This is a genomic window from Pseudomonas bijieensis, from assembly GCF_013347965.1.
Classification (GTDB): domain Bacteria; phylum Pseudomonadota; class Gammaproteobacteria; order Pseudomonadales; family Pseudomonadaceae; genus Aquipseudomonas; species Aquipseudomonas bijieensis.
In genome coordinates, this window is record NZ_CP048810.1 from 2623389 (window position 1) to 2641602 (window position 18214).

General features: G+C 57.4%; 18 protein-coding genes, 1 tRNA gene and 2 pseudogenes. 11 read left to right on the top strand and 10 right to left on the bottom strand.

Going from position 1 to position 18214, the window contains the following annotated elements; genetic code table 11:
- Positions 1-29: 29 nt before the first annotated feature.
- From GN234_RS11325 to GN234_RS11345, 5 genes and pseudogenes are all read left to right on the top strand, one after another.
- Positions 30-641 (top strand): annotated as a pseudogene (locus tag GN234_RS11325) (GGDEF domain-containing protein); the annotation flags it as partial.
- Positions 634-852 (top strand): cysteine-rich CWC family protein, encoded by a 219-nt coding sequence (locus tag GN234_RS11330; RefSeq protein WP_109755910.1) that lies wholly within the window; start codon positions 634-636, stop codon positions 850-852. The pseudogene GN234_RS11325 and the gene GN234_RS11330, both read left to right, overlap by 8 nt.
- 35 nt (positions 853-887) lie before the next feature.
- Positions 888-1580 carry a pseudouridine synthase gene (locus tag GN234_RS11335; RefSeq protein WP_109755911.1) on the top strand — a complete coding sequence of 231 codons (693 nt, stop codon included), beginning with the start codon at positions 888-890 and terminating at the stop codon, positions 1578-1580.
- Positions 1581-1890: 310 nt separating this feature from the next.
- Positions 1891-2775 (top strand): alpha/beta fold hydrolase, encoded by an 885-nt coding sequence (locus GN234_RS11340; protein WP_163855008.1) that lies wholly within the window; start codon positions 1891-1893, stop codon positions 2773-2775.
- Between the two features lie 162 nt (positions 2776-2937).
- A tRNA-Gly gene (locus GN234_RS11345) sits at positions 2938-3011 on the top strand.
- Between the two features lie 312 nt (positions 3012-3323).
- Here GN234_RS11345 and GN234_RS11350 read toward each other — a convergent pair.
- Positions 3324-3656, bottom strand: a complete 333-nt coding sequence (locus tag GN234_RS11350) for a type II toxin-antitoxin system HicB family antitoxin (RefSeq protein WP_024616089.1) — start codon at positions 3654-3656, stop codon at positions 3324-3326.
- Positions 3653-3907: a type II toxin-antitoxin system HicA family toxin gene (locus GN234_RS11355; RefSeq protein ID WP_176688493.1), complete on the bottom strand. Its 255-nt coding sequence runs from the start codon at positions 3905-3907 to the stop codon at positions 3653-3655. The genes GN234_RS11350 and GN234_RS11355 overlap by 4 nt, the downstream gene beginning before the upstream one ends.
- A gap of 833 nt (positions 3908-4740) precedes the next feature.
- Between GN234_RS11355 and GN234_RS11360 the strand changes: the two genes are divergently transcribed.
- Positions 4741-5043: a DUF3077 domain-containing protein gene (locus GN234_RS11360; RefSeq protein ID WP_176688494.1), complete on the top strand. Its 303-nt coding sequence runs from the start codon at positions 4741-4743 to the stop codon at positions 5041-5043.
- Between the two features lie 141 nt (positions 5044-5184).
- Here the strand turns inward: GN234_RS11360 and GN234_RS11365 are convergent, their stop codons facing one another.
- The 4 genes from GN234_RS11365 to GN234_RS11380 form a co-directional block, all read right to left on the bottom strand.
- Positions 5185-9558, bottom strand: coding sequence for a beta strand repeat-containing protein (locus tag GN234_RS11365; protein ID WP_176688495.1), 4374 nt, complete (start codon positions 9556-9558; stop codon positions 5185-5187).
- Between the two features lie 521 nt (positions 9559-10079).
- Positions 10080-10265 (bottom strand): hypothetical protein, encoded by a 186-nt coding sequence (locus GN234_RS11370; protein WP_109755913.1) that lies wholly within the window; start codon positions 10263-10265, stop codon positions 10080-10082.
- Positions 10266-10398: 133 nt separating this feature from the next.
- Positions 10399-10593 (bottom strand): hypothetical protein, encoded by a 195-nt coding sequence (locus GN234_RS11375; protein ID WP_109755914.1) that lies wholly within the window; start codon positions 10591-10593, stop codon positions 10399-10401.
- Between the two features lie 378 nt (positions 10594-10971).
- Entirely contained in the window at positions 10972-11454 is a 483-nt protein-coding gene (locus tag GN234_RS11380; protein WP_024616088.1) for an Lrp/AsnC family transcriptional regulator, read from the bottom strand.
- Between the two features lie 145 nt (positions 11455-11599).
- Here GN234_RS11380 and GN234_RS11385 point away from each other — a divergent pair, with 145 nt between their 5' ends.
- The 3 genes and pseudogenes from GN234_RS11385 (at position 11600) to GN234_RS11395 (ending at position 13137) form a co-directional block, all read left to right on the top strand.
- A complete protein-coding gene (locus tag GN234_RS11385; protein WP_176688496.1) occupies positions 11600-12229 on the top strand; it encodes a LysE family translocator in 630 nt (209 codons plus the stop codon).
- A 280-nt stretch (positions 12230-12509) separates the two neighbouring features.
- A pseudogene (locus tag GN234_RS11390) lies at positions 12510-12686 on the top strand (type II toxin-antitoxin system HicA family toxin); the annotation flags it as partial.
- A gap of 40 nt (positions 12687-12726) precedes the next feature.
- Entirely contained in the window at positions 12727-13137 is a 411-nt protein-coding gene (locus GN234_RS11395; RefSeq protein WP_109755917.1) for a type II toxin-antitoxin system HicB family antitoxin, read from the top strand.
- A 51-nt stretch (positions 13138-13188) separates the two neighbouring features.
- Here the strand turns inward: GN234_RS11395 and GN234_RS11400 are convergent, their stop codons facing one another.
- On the bottom strand, positions 13189-13335 hold the full coding sequence (locus GN234_RS11400) for a hypothetical protein (protein ID WP_162893799.1): 147 nt from the start codon (positions 13333-13335) through the stop codon (positions 13189-13191).
- A gap of 174 nt (positions 13336-13509) precedes the next feature.
- On the opposite strand from GN234_RS11400, the gene GN234_RS11405 reads away from it, so the two are divergent.
- The gene (locus tag GN234_RS11405; RefSeq protein WP_109755918.1) at positions 13510-13914 is read left to right on the top strand and encodes a low affinity iron permease family protein; all 405 of its coding nucleotides are present in this window, start codon (positions 13510-13512) and stop codon (positions 13912-13914) included.
- 86 nt (positions 13915-14000) lie between these two features.
- Here the strand turns inward: GN234_RS11405 and GN234_RS11410 are convergent, their stop codons facing one another.
- The 3 genes from GN234_RS11410 to GN234_RS11420 form a co-directional block, all read right to left on the bottom strand.
- On the bottom strand, positions 14001-14504 hold the full coding sequence (locus GN234_RS11410; protein WP_109755919.1) for a DUF4142 domain-containing protein: 504 nt from the start codon (positions 14502-14504) through the stop codon (positions 14001-14003).
- 254 nt (positions 14505-14758) lie between these two features.
- Positions 14759-16108, bottom strand: coding sequence for a sensor domain-containing protein (locus GN234_RS11415; RefSeq protein ID WP_176688498.1), 1350 nt, complete (start codon positions 16106-16108; stop codon positions 14759-14761).
- 189 nt (positions 16109-16297) lie between these two features.
- Positions 16298-16714, bottom strand: a complete 417-nt coding sequence (locus GN234_RS11420; RefSeq protein WP_116834189.1) for a VOC family protein — start codon at positions 16712-16714, stop codon at positions 16298-16300.
- Between the two features lie 258 nt (positions 16715-16972).
- Between GN234_RS11420 and GN234_RS11425 the strand changes: the two genes are divergently transcribed.
- On the top strand, positions 16973-18208 hold the full coding sequence (locus GN234_RS11425; RefSeq protein ID WP_163855019.1) for an aminotransferase class I/II-fold pyridoxal phosphate-dependent enzyme: 1236 nt from the start codon (positions 16973-16975) through the stop codon (positions 18206-18208).
- Positions 18209-18214 lie beyond the last annotated feature (6 nt).

The window sequence follows — 18214 nt, forward strand, 5'->3', positions numbered from 1 at the left end:
CCCATGCCTCAGTACGCGACCACATGCTCAAGACGCTGTACTTGAACCTGCTGATCGGCGCCCTCGTGATGCTGGTTGTCCTGACAATCGTTTATCGGCTGATCAACAGCTACCAACAGCGCATTGATGCCCAAGCGACTCTCGACAGCCTGACCGAACTGCCAAACCGCCGTGGCTTCGACCTGCTGGCTGTGCAGGCCCTGCATGAAGCCCAGCGCGAGCCAAAACCCTTGACTGCGCTGCTGCTGGAACTGGACGATTTCAAACGGTTGGATACCCTCCATGGTCATATCGCCACCGATCAACTACTGACCGGATTCGCTCGCGACCTGACGCAAAGCCTGCGGCATTCGGACATCGTGTGTCGTTGGAGCACTGAAGCCTTTGTCGTCCTGCTCAAGGACACCGATGGACAGACCGGTCTGAAAATCGCTGAGAAAATTCGTCAGTACATCGAAAAGCAGCGCTATTTCTGCAGTGGAAAACAACTGCTGGTCACCGTCAGTCTCGGCCTCACCACCTTGCAGGACAAAGACACCTTGCACAGCCTGCTGTCGCGGACCGATCATGCACTGCAACGCGCCCGGCAAACCGGGTGCAACCGAACCTGCGTGGAAATGCCTCACTCCAGTTATGAATAAACCCGACCTTTGCCCGGCCTGCGGTGGCGCCAATGACTGCACCCTGGCCGACCCACGAACCGTCGACCGGGCCTGCTGGTGTTTCGGCGTGAGCATCGACCCGGCCGTGCTCGAGGCATTGCCAGCCGAGCTGCGTGATCGCGCCTGCCTGTGCCCGCGTTGCGCGCAGGTCGAAGCCCAGTTGCGCGCCAAGCCTCGACCAATCGCGTAAGATGCCCGCCCTCCGCTGCCCTGCCTGAACTGCCCATGCGCGTCGACCGTTTCCTCAGTAATCTGCCGCGATTCAATCGCCAACAAGTACGCCTGTTGCTGGTGGAGCGCCGGGTGCGGATCGATGGCCAAGTCGTCAGCGATCCCCATGCTTCCGTACGTGAATTCAGTCGCGTTGAAATCGACGATGAAGTGCTGCAAGCAGGCCGCCCCGCGCGCTACTTCATGCTGCACAAGCCACCCGGCTGCGTCAGTGCGACCCGCGATCCGCAACACTCCACTGTCCTCGACTGGCTGGACGAAGCGGACAAGGATGACCTGCACATCGCCGGGCGCCTGGATTTCAACACCACCGGGCTGATGCTGATCACCAATGACGGCACCTGGTCACGGCGCCTGACCCAACCGCAGACCAAACTGCCCAAGGTCTACTACGTCGAAACCGAGCAAATCATTACCGCCGAATATGCCGACACCTTCGCCCGGGGCCTGTACTTTGCCTTCGAAGACCTCACCACCCAACCGGCAGAACTGACGCTGCTGGGGGAAAGATCGGCGCGCCTGAGCATCGTTGAAGGGCGCTACCATCAGGTCAAGCGCATGTTCGGCCACTTCAACAACAAGGTACTGCGCCTGCATCGCGAGCGCATGGGCCCGCTGACGTTGGACGCCGATCTCGAACCGGGCCAATACCGCGCCCTGAGCTCCGAAGAAGTCCATCTCATCTGAACCCGCTACCGCTGGGCAGAAGTGTCGAACAATTTTCCAAGAGGTACTTGCGCAACGCTCGTCCCCCTGCTTGAATCAAACCGTCGGCCGAAATGTGACCGATGAGTCACAACATACTTCCAAGAAACTTTTTGCCGGCTGGAACCCTCAGGTTCCGCCTTGTGCCGCCGGCGAACTGCCCGCCTATAACAACACCCGTCGACCATTTTTCTGGATCGACATGGGCCTTATCTTCCAGGCGTATGCCTACCTGTCACATTGCCCGTGCAATCTCATTGCGCGCATACCCGCTTGCCAGGAGTCTTATGACATGAGGCCAGAAATCGCTGTGCTGGATATACAGGGTCAGTATCGGGTTTACACGGAGTTCTATCGCGCAGACGCCGCACAAAAGACCATCATTCTGGTCAACGGCTCAATGGCCACCACCGCGTCGTTTGCACAGACCGCCAAAAACCTCTACCCGCAATTCAATGTCGTGCTGTACGACCAGCCCTACGCGGGCAAGTCCAAGGCCCACAATCGGCACGAGAAAATGCTGACGAAGGAGGTCGAAGGGCAGATCCTCCTGGAACTGATCGACCACTTCGCCGCCGAGCACGTGCTGTCGTTTTCCTGGGGTGGCGCCGCCACGCTGAGCGCCTTGGCCCACCGGCCACGACGCATCGAAAAAGCGGTGATCAGCTCGTTCTCGCCAGTGCTCAATGCGCCGATGCGCGACTACCTTGAACGCGGTGTGGATTACCTGGGCAGCCTGGACGGCGACCGTGTCGGGCACTTGGTCAACAGCACCATCGGCAAGCATTTGCCGCCACTGTTCAAGCGCTTCAACTATCGCCATGTCAGCAGTCTGGCCGAACATGAGTACGGGCAGATGCGCTTCCACATCACCGACGTGCTCAACAGCGACCAGCAGTGCTACATCAATGCGGCCAAGAAAATCAACGTACCGGTGCTGTTCCTGAACGGCGAATGGGACGAATACACCTCGGCCGACGATGCCAGGCTCTTCGCCAACCATGTCGAGCACAGCACCTTCAGCACACTGCAAGCCACCGGGCACTTCCTGGACATGGAACACAAAGCCGCCTGCCGCGACAGCCGCAACGCCTTGATGGGTTTCCTCACACCGGAACACCACGAAAGCCGACCGCGCTATAGCTATGTGCAGAGCTACCATGCACTGGCCATCTGAAACCGAGTCCTGGCGAGCAAGCCCCATCCTGCGCCTTCAGCAACGGGGCTTGCCCGCCAACGACCGCTCTGGTTTGAGGCTCGCATAGACGACTGACCGCACGCCATGTGAAGAAAAACTTCAAATCCGTGCCCACATCTGGTACAAAGTCAGCCGCTCTGAGCGGGTGTCGTATAATGGCATTACTCCAGCTTCCCAAGCTGATAACGAGGGTTCGATTCCCTTCACCCGCTCCAATCGAATTCTGGTCCCGCGCTGTGTGTTGGCGAGGGATAAAAAAACCGGCCCTTGGTGGCCGGTTTTTTTTGGTCTGGTGTTTGTGGAGGTTGCGCCCCTGACGGTCGCGCCGAGGATTTAGGGCGGTAAGCGTGCCTACCCAACCGGATTGGGCTATGCCGAAAGCCCCGGCGTTTTCGTAGCGGGGCTTTTTGTATCTTGGCCGCCTACTTGTGTCGTTCATTGCTCAGCCCCAGTTATGGGCCGTGGACTGTCGGCAAACGATGTTTAACGGAGGCAAATGAAATCTGACTTCCTGTCGCAGCCTGTCTTCAAGCGTGCACTTCACGATCAAGAACATCGGCCACCCACTGGTTGATGCTCTTGTGGGCGAGCTGAGCTTTCACGGCAACTGTTGCATGGAGCGCGGGGGCTAGGCGTAAGCTGAGATTGCCAGAATAGGGCTTCTGCGGTGCTCGCCCCAGCTTGGCACAGGTCTCCAGATAATCAGTAACCGCCTCTTCAAACGCGGCTCGAAGCTCGCTGACAGATTCGCCGTGAAACCCGACGACATCCTTAATACCAGCGATGTGACCCACAAACAGACCGTCTTCATCGCTGTAGTCGATTCGGGCGGCGTAGCCCTGATAATTCATAACGTTCACGGGGTGACTCCTGCTTGTTCAAGGAAAGCCCGAGCATCACGTACCTGGTAGGGCTTTGCTTCTTTGTCTGGGTGGGGCCGGTGGAACGTTGCCACCACGCCATTCAATTCAAAACGTACACGCGATCCACTGCCTTCAATGGTCTTGGCACCCGCTGCGCCAAGCAGTGACTCAATACGAGCCCACTCCAGCGTTGAAGGCGTCGGCCTGGAAAATATGGCTCTGAGCGTGCTGTGCTGCTTATTGTTCATGGTATTACACCGTGATACCAAAAAAAAGATTTATCACCTGCGCTGACGACGCCGACGTGTGAGTAGCACCGATTAATAAAGTCAAAATGCGGACATGGTCATCCTTTCGGTTTTAACCAGCCCTCCAGCCCCACCTTTCGCGAAGCCGGCAAAATATGTCGGACGTCAATCGCTTATCACTAATCGTGCAGTCCGTTCTGCGGGGCACTATTTCCTATCTACCCTGCTGTGGATAGCGGGTAACTCCCGCTTCGTCTGTAGGCAAGATCAGAGAGTTGCGTGCGACAGAGAATCAACTGTTTTTCGGTCAGTTGATCGGATTGTTGGCCCTTGTTTTTTAAGTAGAGCCAACCTCGGAGATAGTCCTGAGAACAAATGAGTCCTCGCCACGTATCGCATGGCCCCAAGGGAGATTTGTAGGCAAAATCCGAGAATTACGTAGGGGGTGCGCTTACTTCGCTTTTCGGCGAGTTTTCGCCTTGTTGCCCTTGTCCTTCGGTGGCTACTCTCCCAAACGTCGCTGCAAATTCAGCGACCGGGCCTAGGAACCCGTTGAATTCAAGGCGCACAACGCCCATAAAATTGCAGGCGCTTTTTGTGTTTGCGATGATGTTCTATGGCGGCTGTGCGTGGGACACCCTCGGGTGTGCCGGGTGCCTTGATTCCCGGTTCCTAGCCCACGTACGGCCGCCACCCGAATCTAGGAAAGGATGGCGGCGGTTTCTCAAGTCAAGGAGTGAAACTATGCGAAACGCAATTCCATCCTATTTCCGCTCTTACCGAACCAAGCTTCAGCTTCGGGCCAACGACCTTCCGATCCTCGGAGGTAGGCCATGAACGAAAACACTGAGCTAAAAACCATCGGCTACACCCCCTTCAACTATTCCGCTGATCGAGCGCTGTTCCGTGTCAACGGCGGCGTACCCATCCAAGAGGCATTGGAACGGGCGTCGGACCTTTTGCATCTCGCTCATCGGTTGGCCGAAGACGCGGCGTTTGAAAAGAGCACCGATCGCTACGCCTGGGCTGCGCATTTTTTGTTGGAAATGAGCAAGGCGGTGATTGATCACGTTGTGAAAGTCATTACGCCTAGACAGGAAGTTGAAGTTAGAAAAAAGCCGAGAAACAATAGATAGACCGTACGTTTGAGAATGGGAGCCGCAAAATTCCCACCTAACGACAAAACAAAAAGCCCCGGCGTTTTTCGCAGCGGGGCTTTTTGTATCTTGGGCGCCTACATGTGTCGTTCGTTGCTCGGCAAGAACGTTATCTGCCGTTTAGGAAAACAGATCATTGGCAAACTGGTTAACGCCCGACAGAGTGATGAGCTGCATATCAGCTGTCTGGATCTGTTCGATGGTGTCGTAACCTGCATACCAATCCTTGAGGCGCACACCTTCTTCCGGTGTCTGCCCTGGAGCGAAGCTTGATCGGTGCAGATAGAGGTCATCACCGATGCGATCAGCCAACAGTTCAGAGCTGCTGATATATGACAAAACCAATTTATCGCCGCTGCTGATGCCGTCGTCCTGAATCGTCACTAGCGTTGGGGTATTGATGGTGTAGGTATCGCCACCCTCTCCACCGTTAGCAAAACCACCGGCCTGCAATACCAGCCTGTCATCCCCCTGGCCTCCTGACAGCGAAAAGCCCAGGCCCGTACCGGTCAACAGGTCGTTGCCTTCCCCACCATCGGCCATGCCATGTGCCACAGTGATAGTGTCGCTTCCGGCCTCACCGTAGGCTTGAGTACCCTCGTCGCTGGCAGCCGTGACGATGGTGTCGTTACCGCTGCCGCCGTACAAGATATCTGCCTGCGGCCCATTCGCCGAGTCATCGACTTTGAAAGGTCCTGTCCACGAAGTCAGCCCACCATAGAGGAAATCATTGCCGTCCCCGCCGTCGATGACGTCGTTGCCCAATCCGCCCTCCAGATAGTTAACACCGGTGTCTCCAACCAAGACATCGTTGAAGTGACTGCCCAACACGTGTTCGATGTTGAGCAATACATCACCTTCGGCATCGCCACCTTGATTGATTTGAGTCTGCAGGTTTATCGAGATTCCTGTTGCACTTGTAATGTAAAAAGCACTGTCTAGACCTGCGCGGCCATCGATTACATCTGCCCCGGCTCCACCAATGAAGATGTCGTTCAGACCAGAGCCCGATAGCGTGTCGTTAAAATTGCTGCCTTGGAACATTTCAATGTTGGCGTAGGTATGACCAGCAGCCGCCCCTATGTCAGTGCCGTTGGTCAGGTCGATCGTCACCGCGCCGTCAGACTGTTCATAAGTGACCAGATCCTGGCCACCCGCGCCATCCTGCAGCATGGACGAACTACCGCCATAGAAAATGTCGTTGAAATTCGATCCTCTGATCGCCTCGATACCGGTGTAGGTATCACCTGCCGCAATCCCGGTATGCACGCCCGTCCTGAGGTTGATGGTCACAGCTTCTTTGCTGTCGGTATAACCCGCTACGTCATAGCCGGCACCGCCGATGAACTGATCCGCTCCCGCCCCCCCGTATAGGGTGTCGTTACCCGAACCGCCGGTAATGATATTGTCGCTGTCGTTGCCGTAGCCGATGAATGCGCCAGTGCCGACGTAGGTCAGGCGTTCGACGTTTGCCGCCAGGACCGTGCCGCTGGCATTGATCACCGACACGCGGACTTCATCGTTGCCGCCATCGGCCTGTTCAATGATGGCGGGGGTCTGCCCCATGTTGATGTTGTAGATGTCGTCGCCAGCCCCCCCTTCCAGCCGTATCCCTACGGCCGCGCTGTACGGACCCGCGGAGAGCACGTCGTTGAAGGCAGAGCCTATGACGGTTTCGACATCTGCCAAAATGGTCCCTTCGGCATCTCCGCCCGTTCCTGCGGCCCCCGTCCCGCTACGGACATGGACGGTTACCCCAGCAGTCGATCCCGAATAGTCGACCGTGTCGACCCCAGCACCGCCGTTGAAATCGATACCGCTACCATCGCCAACGAACGTGTCGTTGAAATTCGATCCCATGATCGCCTCGATACCGGTGTAGGTATCTCCTGCCGCAATCCCGGAATGCACACCCGTCTTGAGGTTGATGCTGACAGCTTGTTTGCTGTCGGTATAACCCGCTATGTCATAGCCGGCACCGCCGATGAACTGATCCGCGCCCGCCCCACCGTACAGTGTGTCGTTACCTGAACCGCCGGTAATGATATTGTCGCTGTCGTTGCCGTAACCGGTGAATGCGCCAGTGCCGACGTAGGTCAGGCGTTCGACGTTTGCCGCCAGGACCGTGCCGCTGGCATTGATCACCGACACGCGGACTTCATCGTTGCCGCCATCGGCCTGTTCAATGATGGCGGGAGTCTGCCCCATGTTGATGTTGTAGATGTCGTCGCCAGCCCCCCCTTCCAGCCGTATCCCTACGGCCGTGCTGTACGGACCCGCGGAGAGCACGTCGTTGAAGGCAGAGCCTATGACGGTTTCGACATCTGCCAAAATGGTCCCTTCGGCATCTCCGCCCGTTCCTGCGGCTCCCGTCCCGCTACGGACATGGACGGTTACCCCGGCAGTCGATCCCGAATAGTCGACCGTGTCGACCCCAGCACCGCCGTTGAAATCGATACCGCTACCATCGCCAACGAACGTGTCGTTGAAATTCGATCCCATGATCGCCTCAATACCGGTGTAGGTATCTCCTGCCGCAATCCCGGAATGCACACCCGTCTTGAGGTTGATGCTCACAGCTTGTTTGCTGTCGGTATAACCCGCTATGTCATAGCCGGCACCGCCAATGAACTGATCCGCGCCCGCGCCACCGAACAGTGTGTCGTTACCCGAACCGCCGGTAATGACGTTGTCGCTGTCGTTGCCATAACCGGTGAATGCGCCAGTGCCGACGTAGGTCAGGCGCTCGACGTTGGCCGCCAGGACCGTGCCGTTGGCATTGATCACCGACACGCGGACTTCATCGTTGCCGCCACCGGCCTGTTCGATGATGTAGGGGGTCAGCCCCAGATTGATGTTGTAGATGTCGTCGCCAGCCCCCCCTTCCAGCCGTACCGTTGGGATTACGGTGTACGGGCCAGAGGAAAGCACGTCATTAAAAGCAGAGCCTATGACGGTTTCGATATTCGTTAAAATGGTGCCTTCGGCATCTCCGCCCGTTCCTGCGATTCCCGCCCCAGTACGGATATCGACGTTTACCCCAGCAGTCGAGCCCGAGTAGTCGACCGTGTCGATCCCGGCACCGCCGTCGAAATCCATACCGCTACCATCGCCAACGAACGTGTCGTTGAAATTCGACCCTCTGATCGCCTCGATACCGGTGTAGGTATCACCTACCGCGATCCCGGAATGCACACCCGTCTTGAGGTTGATGGTCACGGCTTCTTTGCTGTCGGTATAACCCGCTATGTCAGAGCCGGCACCGCCGATGAACTGGTCCGCGCCCGCGCCACCGAACAGGGTGTCGTTACCCGAACCGCCGGTAATGATGTTGTCGCTGTCGTTGCCGTAACCGGTGAATGCGCCGGTACCGACGTAGGTCAGACGCTCGACGTTTGCCGCCAGCACGGTGCCGTTGGCATTGATCACCGACACGCGGACTTCATCGTTGCCGCCACCGGCCTGTTCGATGATGTACGGGGTCAGCCCCAGATTGATGTTGTAGATGTCGTCGCCAGCACCCCCTTCCAGCCGTACCGTTGGGACTACGGTGTACGGACCAGAGGAGAGCACGTCGTTGAAGGCAGAGCCTATGACGGTTTCGATATTCGTTAAAATGGTGCCTTCGGCATCTCCGCCCGTTCCTGCGATTCCCGCCCCAGTACGGATATCGACGTTTACCCCAGCAGTCGAGCCCGAGTAGTCGACCGTGTCGATCCCGGCACCGCCGTCGAAATCCATACCGCTACCATCGCCAACGAACGTGTCGTTGAAATTCGACCCTCTGATCGCCTCGATACCGGTGTAGGTATCACCTACCGCGATCCCAGAATGCACACCCGTCTTGAGGTTGATGGTCACGGCTTCTTTGCTGTCGGTATAACCCGCTATGTCAGAGCCGGCACCGCCGATGAACTGGTCCGCGCCCGCGCCACCGAACAGGGTGTCGTTACCCGAACCGCCGGTAATGGTGTTGTCGCTGTCGTTGCCGTAGCCGGTGAATGCGCCAGTGCCGACGTAGGTCAGACGCTCGACGTTTGCCGCCAGCACGGTGCCGTTGGCATTGATCACCGACACGCGGACTTCATCGTTGCCGCCACCGGCCTGTTCGATGATGTACGGGGTCAGCCCCAGATTGATGTTGTAGATGTCGTCGCCAGCACCCCCTTCCAGCTGTACCGTTGGGATTACGGTGTATGGACCAGAGGAGAGCACGTCGTTGAAGGCAGAGCCTATGACGGTTTCGATACCAATGAGCGTATCCCCCTCTGCGTCGCCACCCCGTCCAACAAGTCCAGTGCCCTGGCGCAAATCTATACTGATGCCTTCAGTAGATGCCGAATAGTCAACAGTGTCTAAACCAGCACCGCCATCAATTTTGTCTGCGCCAGCAGTGCCCTGGATTACGTCGTTGCCGCCCAGAGCGTTGATCTCATCATCCCCAGCGGTGCCAATTAGTGCATCTGCGCCAGCTGTTCCATTAATAACTGCCATTTTTTCTTCCTTGCTTTAAGGATGGTAGAGGAGGTCTCGTAAAATCAGTGTTTGTCTACAAAACTGAAGCATGAATCTCTGCGGTGTTTTTCGGCTTTGGCCAATAAAGCGTGAGAGGAGATTTCGTCTAGAAAATGGGCAATTAAATGTGTCATTTATTAAATTTCAGGCACGACAAAACCGTCCGATTTGAAAAACCGAAGTATGTTTGGTTTTTTACAATCAATTGCGTGTAGGCACAGCCGATCCATGCTGAGCTCCATCCAAGGCCTTTCTCCCTATTGGGAGGTTAACTGGGCACTAAGCATCCTTGCGTGATAGCACGATAATATCTCTTCACACAAGAGGTCGGGTACCTAAGGAGCGCAGCGTGCTGCTGACGTCGTATGACAACGAGGTGTTTTGACTTCCTGTGCCCCGCGACGAGCCGCATCCCGATGAGGCTGGCGGAGAATGCGGGCGGCAAGCGTGCCGATCAAACCGGACTTGGTTATGCCGAACAAAGTATCCGAGCGATAGAATCAAACATGCTTTGCGACAAAAGCGACAACGGTAAACAGGGTCAGGGCGAACGCAGCACCGATGCTGAACGGCAGCAACGTAACCCGGATTGTGGTCGGAGTCGGGCGCCTCATCTCTTCAGCTAACGCCTCTACCTCTTGATGCAATTGCTCGATGCTGGCTTGATAACTGCGATGGGTAGGCATTGTCTCATTCTCCTCCGAGGTCGCGGGCCGTGCTGAGTCTGTAAACCATTTCGAGCAATGTGAGCCGTGTGCTTGCAAAGCTCAAGTACCCGTCATGTAGGGTGGGTATTGGCGCATTGCGGCGAACCGGCGCTCAAATTTTAATCCCAAAACCCGCAACAGCGACAATGGCGGTCACTACTCCAGCCCCTACTGCGTATGGGTACCAGAAGGCTTCGTGCTTCAGCTTCGTTTCCTCGGCCGTAAGCTTGCGAGTCTCAGCCAACAATTTTCGGGTTTCGACCAATAGTTTATCGAGCTCTAAATTATCGCGGTCGTTCTGAAGCATTGATCATCCTTCCAAGGTTTGGGACACCGCCCCAAGCGTCGCTTTCTGCAACGCCGACAAAATCTGTCGGGCGTCAATCACTCATTGCCCATTGCATAGTCCGTCGGAGAAGCACTATTTCCTATCCGAGCAATTGGAGATAGCGGGCGACTCTCGCTTAGCTTGTAGGCAGAATCCGAGAATTGCGTAGGGCGCGCGCCTACGTTGTTAGTCATTACGCCAAGACCGAAAGTTGAGTTAGAAAAAAAGCCGAGAAACAATAGATAGACCCAACGCTTGAGAATGGGAGTCGCAAAATTCCCACCTAACGACAAGACAAAAAGCCCCGGTGTTTTTCACAGCGGGGCTTTTGGGATCTTGGCCGCCCACTTGTGTCGTTCATTGCTCAGTGCCCGGTAAATGCCCCAACGGCAACGCCCCCGGCGTCTTCACCGTATGGATCGCAAAGTTGCTGCGGATATCGCTCACTCCCGGCAGTTTCAGCAGCCGCCCGGTGAGGAATCGGTCGTAGGCCCGCAGGTCCGGCACCACCACTTGCAACAGAAAATCCGATTCACCCGACACCAGAAAAGCCGAGATTACCTCCGGCAATGCCGTAACCGCCTGGCGAAACGCTTCGGCTTGTTCGTCGTTGTGCCGTTCAACCTTCACGCCGACAAAGATCGTCAGTCCGAGCCCCACTTCATCACGGTCCAGGATGGCTTGATAACCGCGAATGACACCGGCCTCTTCGAGCATCCGCACCCGGCGCAGGCAGGGTGACGGGGACAGGCCGATTTCTTCGGCCAGTTGCACGTTGCTCAGGCGGCCGTCGCGTTGCAGCGCGGCGAGGATTTTGCGATCGAAGGCATCCAGTTTCATGAATTGGCAGTTTCCGATGGAATGGTTCGAATAGCTGGCAGGTTATGCCAATTAATGAAGCTTTAGAAGCTGACTTCGCAACCACCTGCCCTGCCCCTACGCCATAGACTGGGCACTCGCGAATCGTCGATGAAGGGGGTGTGGCATGGCAGAGCTCTGGTTGTTCCTGATGGCCTTGATGGTGGTCTACGTGTTGCCCGGGCCGGACATGATCCTGCTGCTGCAAACCGGTGCCCGTCAGGGCAGGGGCGCTGCGCTGGCGACGGCGGTGGGCCTGGGGATTGCTCGTGGGTGTCATGTTGCACTGGCGGCGCTGGGGCTTTCGGCCTTGTTCAAGACCGCGCCATGGACATTCGATGTCGTGCGCCTGGCCGGGGCTGCCTACTTGTTATGGATCGGTTTTCAATGCCTGCGGAGCACGTTGTTGCCGAGTTTTGAAAACGCCACTGTCGAGGTCGGAAAGCGGCGTTGGTACCAGGCGATTCGGCGTGGGCTGCTGACCAATCTGCTCAACCCCAAGGCCTTGCTGTTTTGTTCAGTGTTGTTACCGCAATTCATCGATCCACAGGGCGGGCCGGTGCTGGGGCAATTCGCGACCTTGGGCGTGGTGCTGGTCGGCGTCGGCCTGCTCTTCGATAGCACCTACGCCTTGGTGGGTGTCGCGCTTGGACGCTGGCTCCAGCGATCGCCTTCGGCCCAGCGTGTACAGCAGTGGTTGTTCGGGAGTCTTCTGATTGGTTTTGCGGTACGGCTGACGTTTGTGCAGCAGTCATAGCGACCGCAGCTTCGCGGAGTGGCTCCTGATATTTGAGCTGTAATCCAGGGCTGCTTAGCAGCCCAGCGGGAGCAAGCTCCCTCGCCCCACCCGCATTTTCGCCCTGTCTCACATCCCGAAATAAACCCACCCTGCCCCTCTGCCGCCCTTGTACAACACCGCTTCTAGACTTCGTTGCAATGCCTGCGCGAACCCACCAGTGGCGTCCCTGGTAGGTATAGTGTTGATCATTAATTTTCAGTAGGTATAGTACCCACCAAGCACACCACACGGAGGTGTTGTGAATAGCCGATTTTTGATAAGCCAAATCATTGCAGATAGGTGGTATCTGGTGCGGGTTCGGGGCAGCCACCATCACTTCAGGCACCCGACCAAACCGGGATTGGTCACGGTTCCTCATCCGAAGAAGGACCTGCTCAAGAAGACGGCCATCAGTATTTTGCAACAGGCGCTGCTTCAGCCGGCTCGTTGCGCGACGTTCCCGGAGGACGATGAATATGCTTTACCCGATTGCGATTTCCATGGGCGATGACAAGCACGCCTGGGGTGTTGAAGTGCCGGATATTCCCGGTTGTTTTTCTGCAGGCGACGACCTGGACGAGGCCATGGCGATGGCCCGTGAGGCCATTGAGGGACACTTCGAGATTTTGGCTGAAGATGGTTCGCCGATTCCACCGGCCAACACCGTTACCTTGCACGCAGCCAATCCGAAATTTGCCGGCTGCACCTGGGCGCTGGTGGACATCGATGTGACCAAGTACCTGGGCAAGGCGCAGAAACTCAACATCACGCTGCCCGGCTACCTGCTCAATCGTATTGATGAATATGTGTTGCACCATCCTGAAGAGAAGAGCCGATCCGGCTTCCTCGCTTCGGCAGCGCTGAAGGTGTTGCAGCAAGGCCGGTGAGAAAACCGCCACAACCTGTGGGAGCGAGCTCCCACAGGTTTCAGCTATACGTTATTTGCTCTCCTTTCCAGACTCTTGCATCTGCACCGAAGACTTGGTGCCATCAGTGTTGTCCTTGGTCTCGTTATCCGAGTTGTCGAAACAGCCTTGCAGGGCGAACAAAGCGCAGGCGAGGCAAAAAGTGCGGGCGAGATTCATGATGTACTCCGATACCGAGGGCTTTCAGCAGTGACCTGCGAGAGTGGCAATCGTTGCGACTGTCATCGTGCCGGCCGATGAACGTCGACGGATGTTGGCGACTGAAATGTAAGTAGAATTTTCATCGTTTCATTGCTGTCACACCAGACAGGTGCATCCATAAGGAACACAGCAATGACCTTCGCAAAAATCGCTCAAAAACTGGCTCTCTGGGCGGGAAGCCCAAAGACATTTCTGGGGGCTATCGTGTTGTTGGTGCTCTGGGCCCTTAGCGGACCTCTTTTCCAGTTCAATGACACGTGGCAACTGATCATCAACACGTCAACCACGATCATTACCTTCCTGATGGTGTTCCTGATCCAAAACACGCAGAACCGCGATACCGACATCCTGCACCTCAAGGTCGATGAGTTACTGCGAGCAACCAAGGAGGCGCAGAATGCAATGCTCGGGCTCGAGTCGCTGGACCTCAAGCAACTGGAGGCGCTGAGAAAGCACTACCAAGCCATGGGCCAGGGCGAAGCCAAGAACCTTGAAGGCCTGGAAGAAAAGAACAAAGTGGACCTGAACCAGTGCTGACGCAGATGCGCTGAAAGGTTCTCCTTCGACAGGCAAAAATCAACCGGGACGCGAACGTCCCGGTCCTGAATACAAAAACCAGCGGATCAGCGGCTGGCTTGCAACGCCCTGGCCATTTCGAGATGGGTCTGCAACTTAGGCAGGGTCTCATCGGCGAAGGCCTTGATTTCCGGCACTTCGGTGGTCTGGGCCTGCTGCTGGATCTGCGCGATGGCCTCTTCAGTGGCCTTGACCTGGCTGGCGGCATAAGCAGCCTCGAAGGACTCGCCTTCCTGGACCTGCGGCATCAAGGCCTTGGCCTTGTCAGCCACTTCCTCCCGGGGAGCGACAGGCAAGTCGAGCTTCTTGGCGATCTTCGCCAGGTGTTGATTGGCGGTGGTACGGTCATTGATCACCATGATGGTGTAATCCTTGACCTCTCTGGATTCGGCTTTCCCGTGGGCCATGCGACTGGCTTCGATGTCGGCCATGCCTTTGGCTGAAGCATCGTTGATGAATTCGGCAGGCGATTGGGCCCAGGCACTATTGGCACCCAGGCCCATCAGTACGATGACACTGGTGGTGCGAAAAAAGCTGGCCATACGGCTCATGGTCGCGCCCTCCTCTGATAAAAGTTCTGGCGGGGTTCCCGCCTCTGAATCAGAACCCACCCGATTTCGCTTTCCGCTGAGTAGCTGCCAACAGCCGCGAGGGGGGGTTCTCCTACTTCTGCGACCCGCTTCAAGCCTCTTCGTTCGATCATGGACGATGTTTCCGGCGAGCGGAGCCCGCCTGACATCTGAAAAGGACAACGCTCGAAAGGTTGAAAAAAGCCAGCGGCACCACGACGAACGGTGGTGCGCTATCAGATACCGAACGCCCTGTGATTGTGGCGTTTGGCGGCATACATCGCCTCGTCGGCATGGCGAAACAGTGCGACATCTTCAGTGCCATGGTCGGGGAAACAGGCCACACCTATACTCGGTTCGATGCTCAGGCAGTGGCCGTCCAGACGCAGTGGCTGGACCAGTGCATGACGGATTTTTTCTTGCACGCCGTGGGCATCCTCCAGGGCCTGGATGCTATGCAGCAAGACCACGAACTCATCTCCGCCAATACGCGCCACAGTATCGGTGTCGCGTATACAGCCCTTGAGCCGATTAGCCACCGCTTGTAACAGCATGTCGCCAACCCCATGGCCATAGGTGTCATTGACCTGCTTGAAACGGTCCAGGTCGATGTACAACAAGGCCATGCGCCCGGACGCAGCGCGGGCGGTCGCCAGTGCACACTTGAACCGTTCACGGAGTAATTCGCGGTTGGGTACCTGGGTCAGCTGATCGTACTGAGCCATGTGCTGCAACCGGGCATGCAACTGCTTGCGTTCGATGGCGATGGTGATCTGTGCACAGACATATTGGAGCAGTTCCTTGTCCTGCTCGGTATACCGCTCGGTGTCCGGCGCACTCCTGACGATCAGCGCGCCAATCGTGCCGCTTTGCGAGTTCAGCGGCACGCCCAGCCAACACGGCGCGTCCGGCTGCGCCACAAGGTCGGCGAACCCCGACGGCAGCTGGCTGCTACCGGGCGTCAGCAGGATTGGCTGGCCGCTGCGAATCACCTCGGCGCACAAACGTCCGGTGACGGTGCCCGGCAGTTCAGGCTGCCCTTCCCGGTCGTCAACGTGATAGGGAAAATTCAGTTGCGCGCATTGCTCGTCATACAGTGCCACCGAGAAATTCAGCGCCGGCAGCCACTCGCCAATAATCAGGTGGATGCGCTTGAACAACGCCAGCAAGTCGGCCGCGGCATGGGCCGCCTCGGAAATCGCATACAACGCCGCCTGGCGGGACTCGGCCTGCTTGCGTTCGGTGATGTCCCGGGCCACGGCAATGCGCAGTTGATCCGCCGGCGACCAGCGTGCCGACCACAGGATATGCACCACCCGACCGTCCTTGCGCAGGTAGCGGTTCTCGAAATTGAGCTTGGGCTCACCGTTCATGATCTCCCGCGCCGCCTCGAGGGTTCGCAGGCGGTCGGCGGGATGCACCAAGTCAATCATTGGTTGGCCGATCAGCTCCTGCGGGGTGTAGCCAAAAATGCGTTCGCAGGCGGCACTGACAAACACGAAACGCCCTTGACCGTCGACGGCACACACGGCGTCCAGCAGAAGGTCGATGTAGCTGGCCAGCGGCGCGGAGCTTCGAGTGTCCATGGGGCAGGAGGTCATCCGGACAATGCGGCGGTGAGTGAACCGGGGATCGCCGGTTCACCACGCTGGTACAGCGTGCGGACCCGACGCGCACCCATCATACGATGAGGATAGCGTAGGTGATCAGTATGCAAACTGCGCGAGATAAGCAGGGCTCATCGCCTGATGTCACGACTCCAGAGAGCCGCCTCGTCACGGCTCCGTAAAAAACTCCATTCCGGCATAAGGAGCATGCCGACAGGCCTTCAGCCTGGATGCCAGGTCTCCCACGTGAACCTCGAGTTTGTGCCCATCCGGGTCGAGAAAGTAGAACGAATTCCCTTCGCTGCGATTATCCCGCCACGACGCCACCCGGGCCGCGTTCAGCCGCGCCACCAGCACCGGGAAATCCTCGGCGTTGGTGCTGAAAGCGTAATGGGTGTAGTCCGCCGCCAGCTCGGTCCTGCGCAACGGGTCAAAAGACAGGCACAACCACAATCCCGGCAGCGACAAATAGGCCCCGCTGTTCCACTTGGCCTCAAGACGCAGCTGCAACAGCTCGCCATAAAAAACCACACTGCGATCCAGGTCGGTGACGGCAAGGGTCAGATGATTGAGGCCAGAAAGCATCAGCAAGCAACCTTCAGAAAAATAGTGATAACCCAGCGGGCTTGGGGCGAACCCATGACGTTCCCAAGCTCCGACGTCGCCGATGGATTCCCCGCCCAAGGCCTTAGGCAAAGTCCTACGCAGAAATCTCCAGTGACACTCAAACACGCCAGAAACAGCCGATTCAAAGCCCTGCACAACAATCTGTAAAGTCTGGAAACACACCGCTATTGAAACACCCCACGGACAGCACCACTCACCAAGGAATGTAATCGCACCATGAACCAGACTGCTCAAGCGCCCCACCACTTCACCAACTATCGCAAGGTCATTTCCCTCGCAGACCAGAACTGGCAGAGCACCGAGGCCGGAAAAGTCTCAGGGCTGAATGTCGAGGTCAAGACACCCAACGTGCTGGTCGACCAATACGGTCGCACCTTCCATCACTTCTGCACCACTTCCTACCTGGGCCTGGACTACCACCCCGCATTGCTGGACGGCGCCATGACCACACTGTGGGAAACCGGAACCCTTCGGGTCGCCAATTCAAAGAATCGCTGCAAGCTGGCGATCCTGGACCAGTACGAAACCCAATTGTCGGAGCTGTTTGGCGCCAGTTGTCTCAGTGCCCTGTCGTGCAGCGCGGCGAGCGCTGGAATCCTGCCACTGCTGGCCAGCGGTGCGTTCACCAACAATTGTTCGCCCGTCATGGTGTTCGACAAACACGCCCATTACTCGATGAACCACAGCAAGGCCGCCTGCGCCGATGAAACCCAGGTCATCACCTGCCCCCACAACGACATGGATTTCATTGAAGACATGTGCAAACGCCAGCGCAGCGTGGCGTACGTGGCTGACGGCGCCTACAGCATGGGCGGGTTGGCGGACCTCGACAGCCTGATGTATCTCAAGCAACGCTACGGTCTGTTTCTCTATCTGGATGACTCCCACGCATTGTCCGCGGTCGGGGAGTCCGGAGCGGGCCTGGTCCGTTCGCGCCTCCCTGCCGTGGACGAGCGCACCCTGATCGTGGCTTCCCTGGCCAAGTCATTTGGCGCCAGTGGCGGGCTGGTCATGTTTGGCAGTGAACGGCACAAGGCGCTGGTGCAGCGTTACGGTGGGCCGAGCAATTGGTCCCAGAGCCTGAACGCAGCAGCCATCGGCGCCGGCATGGCCTCGATCCGCCTGCACCGCAGCCGGGAATTCAGCACCTTGCAGGAGCGCTTACAGGCTAATATTCGCCTCTTCGACAGCCTCGTGCGTACCGAACAGCGCGGCAACCCCATGGCAATCCGTATGGTGCCTTGCGGTGAAGCGGCCCTGGCCAACAGCCTGGCGGTCGAACTGGCCGAACTGGGGTATTTCACCTCGGCGGTCTTTTTCCCCGTGGTGCCGCAAGGCAAGGCGGCTATTCGCATTACCCTGCGCGCCGACATGGAGCCGAACGTGATTCGCTCGTTTTGCGAAAAGATCACCGAACTGCTGCTGACCCACGGGCGTGACATCCGCCCTTGAGACAGG